Annotated in this window: 8 protein-coding genes; 2 read left to right on the top strand and 6 right to left on the bottom strand. The window is 68.6% G+C overall.

The features are described 5' to 3' along the window. Nucleotides 1–256: 256 nt before the first annotated feature. Nucleotides 257–709 carry a VOC family protein gene (locus tag ABZ272_RS22550; RefSeq protein ID WP_355051880.1) on the top strand — a complete coding sequence of 151 codons (453 nt, stop codon included), beginning with the start codon at nt 257–259 and terminating at the stop codon, nt 707–709. Between the two features lie 19 nt (nt 710–728). Further along, on the top strand, nt 729–1,064 hold the full coding sequence (locus ABZ272_RS22545) for a hypothetical protein (protein WP_355051879.1): 336 nt from the start codon (nt 729–731) through the stop codon (nt 1,062–1,064). A 113-nt stretch (nt 1,065–1,177) separates the two neighbouring features. Here ABZ272_RS22545 and ABZ272_RS22540 read toward each other — a convergent pair whose 3' ends face one another. The 6 genes from ABZ272_RS22540 to ABZ272_RS22515 form a co-directional block, all read right to left on the bottom strand. After that, a complete protein-coding gene (locus tag ABZ272_RS22540; protein WP_355051878.1) occupies nt 1,178–1,660 on the bottom strand; it encodes a hypothetical protein in 483 nt (160 codons plus the stop codon). A gap of 318 nt (nt 1,661–1,978) precedes the next feature. Next, nucleotides 1,979–2,887 carry a L,D-transpeptidase family protein gene (locus ABZ272_RS22535; protein WP_355051877.1) on the bottom strand — a complete coding sequence of 303 codons (909 nt, stop codon included), beginning with the start codon at nt 2,885–2,887 and terminating at the stop codon, nt 1,979–1,981. Between the two features lie 487 nt (nt 2,888–3,374). Continuing rightward, nucleotides 3,375–3,626 (bottom strand): hypothetical protein, encoded by a 252-nt coding sequence (locus tag ABZ272_RS22530; RefSeq protein ID WP_355051876.1) that lies wholly within the window; start codon nt 3,624–3,626, stop codon nt 3,375–3,377. Between the two features lie 11 nt (nt 3,627–3,637). Further along, nucleotides 3,638–3,880 (bottom strand): hypothetical protein, encoded by a 243-nt coding sequence (locus tag ABZ272_RS22525; protein WP_355051875.1) that lies wholly within the window; start codon nt 3,878–3,880, stop codon nt 3,638–3,640. Nucleotides 3,881–3,942: 62 nt separating this feature from the next. Further along, nucleotides 3,943–5,139, bottom strand: a complete 1,197-nt coding sequence (locus tag ABZ272_RS22520; RefSeq protein WP_355051874.1) for a helix-turn-helix transcriptional regulator — start codon at nt 5,137–5,139, stop codon at nt 3,943–3,945. Between the two features lie 380 nt (nt 5,140–5,519). After that, a complete protein-coding gene (locus ABZ272_RS22515; RefSeq protein WP_355051873.1) occupies nt 5,520–6,383 on the bottom strand; it encodes an alpha/beta hydrolase in 864 nt (287 codons plus the stop codon). Between the last annotated feature and the right edge of the window lie 5 nt (nt 6,384–6,388).

The raw sequence follows: 6,388 nt of genomic DNA, 5'->3' as shown, positions 1-6,388 counted from the left end.
CAACCAAGGCCTCACCAGCCTCGGCCGCTGGTACACCTCCGGCCCCTACAACATCACCCCCACGGCCGGACGCCTCGTCCTCGGCAACTGGTGACCTGACCTGGTCGTACACGCACAGGAATCGGGGGTCACCGGCTGCGCCGGTGACCCCCGATTCGCGTCCGGTCAGACGGCGGGGGTCACCTCGGCCTCGACCTGACGGTTCATCTTGTGTAGGTGGGGAGACGCTGCTGGCGATGTTCGGCATGCTGTGGGCATGACCGAGGAACCGAAGAACCGATCCGCCTCACCCAGCGACACGGTGCTCGCTGCATCGCCTGTGATCTCGGTGATGTTGATCGTCTCCGACGCAGATGCCGCAGTCGCCTGGTACAGGACCGCACTCGGCGCGACGGAGTTGTGGAACCTTGGAGGCGTGGCCGGCCTTGCGATCAGCGGCGCTCCCTTCTTCCTCCACCAGGTCAATCCCGAGAACCCTACTGAAACCAGTCCCGGACAGGTCGGGATCACCAGCACCCGTATCGAAGTGTTCGTCGAAGATCCTGACACCTTCATCGAGCGCGCCGTCGCGGCTGGCGCAGTCGCCGGAGCAGCGATCGAGGATCACCGCGTGCCCTGGGGGACGCACCGTCAAGGTGGCTTCACGGACCCGTTCGGTCACAACTGGTCCGTGGGCGACACGTCACCCCTGCGCCCGTTCCCACGTTGATCGAGCGAGCCTGATCAACGTGGCGCTGACCAAGAAGGGCTCTCGGCTCATCACGGTCGACAGCGTGGTCTACAGGTGGCGGGTGCGCGGAAGGCCAACCTACGCCCAAGCGCTCGGTGATCGACCACTCACCCTCGCCGTCGAGCAAGCCGACTGCAAGGGCGGCGTACTGCTGGTCGACCTGCCCCAGGACCACCCGAGCAACTGGATCAGCGGCCCGCCGGTCCCTCTTCGTCCATCGATGGTCGCCACAATTACCCGCAAGGCGCTCAGCGAGGGACGGCGGCCTGGGGAGCCGGCGACGGCCTTTCGCACGACAGCGCCCGACGTACCGCAAGAGCCGCCGACTCCTTGACCCCCCGGCAACCAACACGGGCCTCTGGCCTGGCCTTTCATGGGCGTTGAACTGCTGAAACCGTCCATCACGGTCGCTGCTCGTCTGCTCATGTCCTTCACTAGGTCCCTGCGTTAGTCGTCCTCGGTGACGGTGAAGGGCGCATAGCCCTCCCCCACCTCGGTCACCTCAAGGTCGCCAAAGACGAGAGTGATGGCGTGAGCGTTCATCCTGAAGCGGACCTCGTGAAAGGGGATGCCGATCTTGTCAGCCCACGATCGTGCACGCTCGGAGTCCGCCACCACCTCCGCACCTGGGTAGAGCGGCTGCCAGCGCACTGCCCACACGAAGCCGTCCAGATCAGGACCGATCTCCCGGTCAATCAGTCGCTCGTCCAGCGAGCAACGCCAGGTATCGGGGCTCACCGCCGTCTGCACCTCAGCCGCGACGCAGTACTTGAAGAGGTAGCGGAGGTGGACAGGTGGGATGTCGGTACGCGGATCTGCGGTGACGTGGACGATGACCTGGTAATCGCGCATGTAGTCGGTGTACCCGTGGTGCACGATCGCGCCGTCGAAGATGTCATCCAACGCCTGGCTGAGCTGGCCGATCTCCACGCCTCGTTCTACCACCCGCCGGAGCCCTCGGCGGGGCGGGCATGCTCGCCTTGTTCCCAACCTGCCGGCCACCCTTCGAAGGGGCGTACTTCGACCAGGCCGCCACGGTCTAGGGACACGATTGCTTTCGCGAGGTCTGGTACGGCCTCTGCAAGCACGGGCACCGATCACCGTTGTTCATCCAGGTCCCAAGGATCCCAGGTAGCGGAGCACAGCCATCGGACTCATGGAGTACGAAGTACTCCGCTGGCGTCAGTCCCTTGGTCCCGGTCGCGGACGAATTCTTGCGGGCGCTGCGGGCAGGTCAAGGCAGGGCGGTCAGTATCGGCCGAGGTTCTGGCTGGGTGCCATCACGATGCGTGGAGAGGCGTCCGGAGCCAGCCACTGCAGTACCCGGAGCAGGTCGGGCTGCGTCAACGAGACACAACCGGCGGTACCGCCGCTCCCCATGACGTGCAGGAAGATGCCGCTGCCGCGGGCCGGGGTGGCTGCTCTCACCGGGATGTTGTAGTTGATGACCGCGAAGTAGTTGTACTGCGGCACGGTCTGCCACAGCGCCTCGCTGTACCCGCCCGGGTTCGTGCCATGGACAAAGCTGTTGTACGTGGGCGAGCCGGGATTCTCATCCCAGTAGTCGTTTGCCACAAGCCGGTGGTAGCTGTACTTGACGCCAGGGTTGCCGTTCACGCCGTACATGGTGGAGCCGATGCCATAGACGCCCGTGGGCGTGGTGGAGACACCCTCCACATGGCTGTCGCTGAACCCCTTGGTGCCGATCCGCGCGCTCATCACGCCGAACTTCGACCGCCACACGCCGTTCACCTTCTCGAACGTCTCAAGCGACGCGACGCTCGTACCGTAGCCGCTGCTGTAGACGACGATGAGCTGGCGGGTGCTGGCCGGAATCGTGTGTAGCCGGGAGGCGATGTTGCTCTCCGCGGCCGGCGTCGCGGCCTTGCTCGTCGGGGCGCGCGACGGCGACCGGCTGAGAGACGGCTTCGCGGACCGGCTCGCCGACGGCGACGGGGACCGGCTAGCCGAAGGCGATGGGGAGGGACTTGCGGGGGCAGTCGGTCCGGGAGCGACGGTCACCGAGGTATCGACCGGAGCCAACCCGGCGTCCACGGTGTCGGTCCGGCGCGGATCCGCGCAGGACGTGAGCCCGAGCCCGCCGAGCAGTGCCACCGCGATGGCACCGAACACAGCCCGCCTGATCGGCGATCGCATTCCTACTCCCTCAATGGTTCTTGATGTCAGCCAGTCGCCTAGCCGGAAGGCGACCGCGAGCCCGAAGACTCTTGCGGCGTGGTTGGTCTGAGTTCGCAGGTGCGACTCTCGCACACGGCGAGGGGTCGCGCTGTAGATCAACTGAAGCCACTCGTACGGCGTCGTCGGTCTGGCCGGCGTTACACCTCACCGAAGCCAGCCGAGGAAGCGTCTGTGCAGCGCACCCGCTGGCACCCAGGTCAGGTCCTGGGAGGCCCTCACCAGTTGGGCGCCCAAGTAGAGAGCCAGGGAGAGCGGAGCGCCGTCGAACTCGGCGCGTAGCTCGCGCTGCCGCGTGCGGCAGGGCCAGGGCGCATCGCAGCCACCGCAACTCCAGATCGGCAGCACCGGGCCGTGCGCGGTCATGCGCGGCCGCCGAGCAGCGCCGCCGCCATCGACCGCGCCCGCCGACTGGTCCCCGAGGCCACCTGCCAGCATGGGTACGTCCTCACGGCCGCTGCCCCGCGACGGTGGCGGCCAGGACGTCGACGCTGACCAGCACCTCGAAGCACCACGGGACGGCACAGTCCACCGTGGGCCAACTGCAGTCCGGGCCGTGGCCGTACACCCACGCGAACCGCGGGTCGTGGGACTCGTGGACCTTGACGATGACGATGTCGTGGCCGGTCTGGCCCTCGATACCGGGGCTGGGCTGCCACTGGCCGGGCCGCACCGAGACTCGCGTGCCGGGCTCGGGCATCTGCCGGCCGCTCACTGGACCGGCCCGTCGGGGCGGTGCCCCTGCGTCATGGTCCGGGCGCTGCCCAGGAGCCGCCGCTTGGCCGCTTCCTGCTCGGCGGCCTGGATGCGCTGGCCGGTGCCGGGCGGTACGGGCGGCAGGGCGGGCGTGAGCAGCCGCCGCAGCCTCTGGACGATGTTCACGGTGTCGCCTCCCCAGGTCAGGGGCGCGACGATCTTCGCGACGACGCTGCAGTTGATCCGCGCCCGACTCACTAACCAGGGACGCTATGTACGACCACGCAACGCAATGGGGACAGACCGTCCCCCTGGCACGGTTACCCCTCGACGCCGATGGCGAGCGCCAGCTCGCGCGCGTCCTCTCCGACAGTCCCGGGACGCGAGGACAGCTCGAATGCGGCGCTCCGCGAATACGGGTTGTGCCGGACCGTGTCGACGCTCTCGCGTAGCGCGCGGCCGAGCAGGTGCACAGCGGCTACTTCCTCGCGGCGCAGCAGGTGCGCGCGGGCCGCGTCGATCAGGTGACCAGCGCGGCGGGTACGCGAGGGAAGCGCGCTGTAGTTCGTCGAGTCGGCTCGCCGAACGGCCTCCCCCGCGTGGCACAGGTCCGTCTCCAACGTCACCGCGTACGCAGCGCAGGCGGCCGGACCGAACATGAGCCACGGGTGGGCGTAGCGGGCTCCAAGGCGCCCAGCGGCGGCGTCAGCGGCGTCCCACGCGCGCCACGCCTGCCCGGCGCGGCCGGCCTTCGCGTGACCGAGCGCGCGCCCCAGTTGAAGCTGGGCCCACCGCGCGTACGGCTCTGCTCCCGCTTCCCTGTTGACGAGCCGCTCGGCGTCGACGAGCACCAGCTCGGCCGCGTCGACTTGGTTCGCCGACCGGTAGACGTGCGCGTAGTACCACGCCGCCGCAGCGATCGCGTTCGGGTCGTCGGCATCCTGCGCGGCGCCCATGGCGCGGTCGGCGGCCAGCCACACCAGTTCCGGGTAAGGCTGGTGAGCGACGTACAACTGCGCCAGGTGGTAGACGCGTGCCAGCTCGGCCAGCGCCGCCCGCCGGTCGGTGTCTTCGAGTCGTCTCACCGAGCGGCGGGCGTCGTCGAGCAGGTCGGGCAACACCACGCCCACGGCGGTCCGTTCGGTGCTGGACCGGTGCCACAGTGTCCACGCCTGGTCGACCAAACCGCGCAGGACGCCTACCGGCGTCGGCTCCCCGGCGGGCACGGTGGTGCGCTGCATGGCGGCGGCGACGTTGTCGACGGCCGGGTGCCCGGCCCGGGTCACCGACGCGACCGGCAGGGGCTGGTCGCCGGTCAGCTCGGCCAGGTCCGAGATGTCGAGGACCTCGGCCAGGCGCAGCAGCATGGGCAGGCGCGGCGTGAGCAGCCGCCCGGACTCCAACGCCTTGACCCAGTCGGCGCTTCGACCGACCAGGCCACCGAGGACAACGTGCGTCTTCCCCGCTCGTTCGCGGTGGGCGCGTAGGCGGGCACCGAATGACGTTGGCTCGGTCATGGCCGCTCCCAGGTAGAGGACTGGGCGGCGGCACCGCCGGCCTCTACACCAGCGGGGCCGCCATGTCCGACGGTACTCCAGCAGTGGCAGCCTGGGGTTACCTGCGGTACTCAGGCACCGGGGCACCCACTGTGGGCGACCGCTTAGCCTGCGGCGGTGATCTATCTGGGACAGAAGTTGGGTCGGCCGAGAGCTGGCCGACCTGTTGCGTGCCCAGGTCACGTCCGGGCAGCTCAAGGCCGGCGGCCGGCTATTGTCTGACCCTGGCCGCTCAACTACGTTCCGCCAGAGCCGTCCGCGCTCCAGCTTTGTCGTGCGCTGCTGAGCGAGACAGCGCGCACGGTCGGCGGCGTGAGCGGACGATGGCGGAGCCGGGACGGTCAGGCGAGAAATTCGAGCAGCGCTGCGGCCAGGTCGTCGGGATTCTCCTCGGCGACGTGGTGTCCGGACTCGATCGGGTGGCCACGGAGATCGTCGGCCCATGCCGCCCAGACCGCGAGCGGGTCACCGTACAGGTTCTCCATGTCGTCCCGCGTTGACCAGAGGAAGAGCGTTGGGCAGCCTACGGTGCGACCGGCGCGCTGGTCGGCTTCCTCGTGCTCCCGGTCCACTCCGAGGCCAGCGCGGTAGTCCTCCAGCATTGCCCGGACAGTGGCGGGATTGTGAATGGCCTGCCGGAACTCCTGGTAGTTCTCGGCTCCCATGCTCTCGGGCCGCGCCTTGCTCACGTACCACGCGTCGGGATCGACAGTGATCACCCGCTCTGGCGTGTCGGGCTGGGCGAAGAAGAACCAGTGGTACCAGTCACGGGCGAACGTGGCGTCGCACCGGGCGAGGGCCTCACTGATCGGCACACCGTCGATAACGACCAGGTGGCTGACCGCGTCGGGATGGTCCAGTGCCAGGCGTAGCCCGACGTAGGAACCGCGGTCATGCCCGACTGCGGCAAACCTCGGGTGGCCCAGAGCGTTCATCAGCCGAACCAGGTCCGCTGCCACGGCTCGCTTGGACTGCTGGGAGTGGTCGGGGAGGATGCGCGCCGTCCCCGACTGCCCGTAGCCGCGCATGTCCGGACAGACGACGGTGAACCCCCGTTCGACCAGCTGCGGTGCCACCCGATGCCACGTCGACCCGGTACGCGGATGTCCGTGTATGAGCAGAACCGGACGGCCTTGCCCGGCATGCCGAACTCGGAGTTCCACCTCCCCGACCTCGATCCGCTCGTCCGCGAAGTCATCGAACATGAGAG

This window comes from Micromonospora sp. NPDC005979 (assembly GCF_040614415.1).
In the GTDB taxonomy this organism is placed as follows: domain Bacteria; phylum Actinomycetota; class Actinomycetes; order Mycobacteriales; family Micromonosporaceae; genus Micromonospora.
Note: the sequence above shows the minus strand (reverse complement) of the source record. Positions and strands in the feature narration are given on the sequence as shown.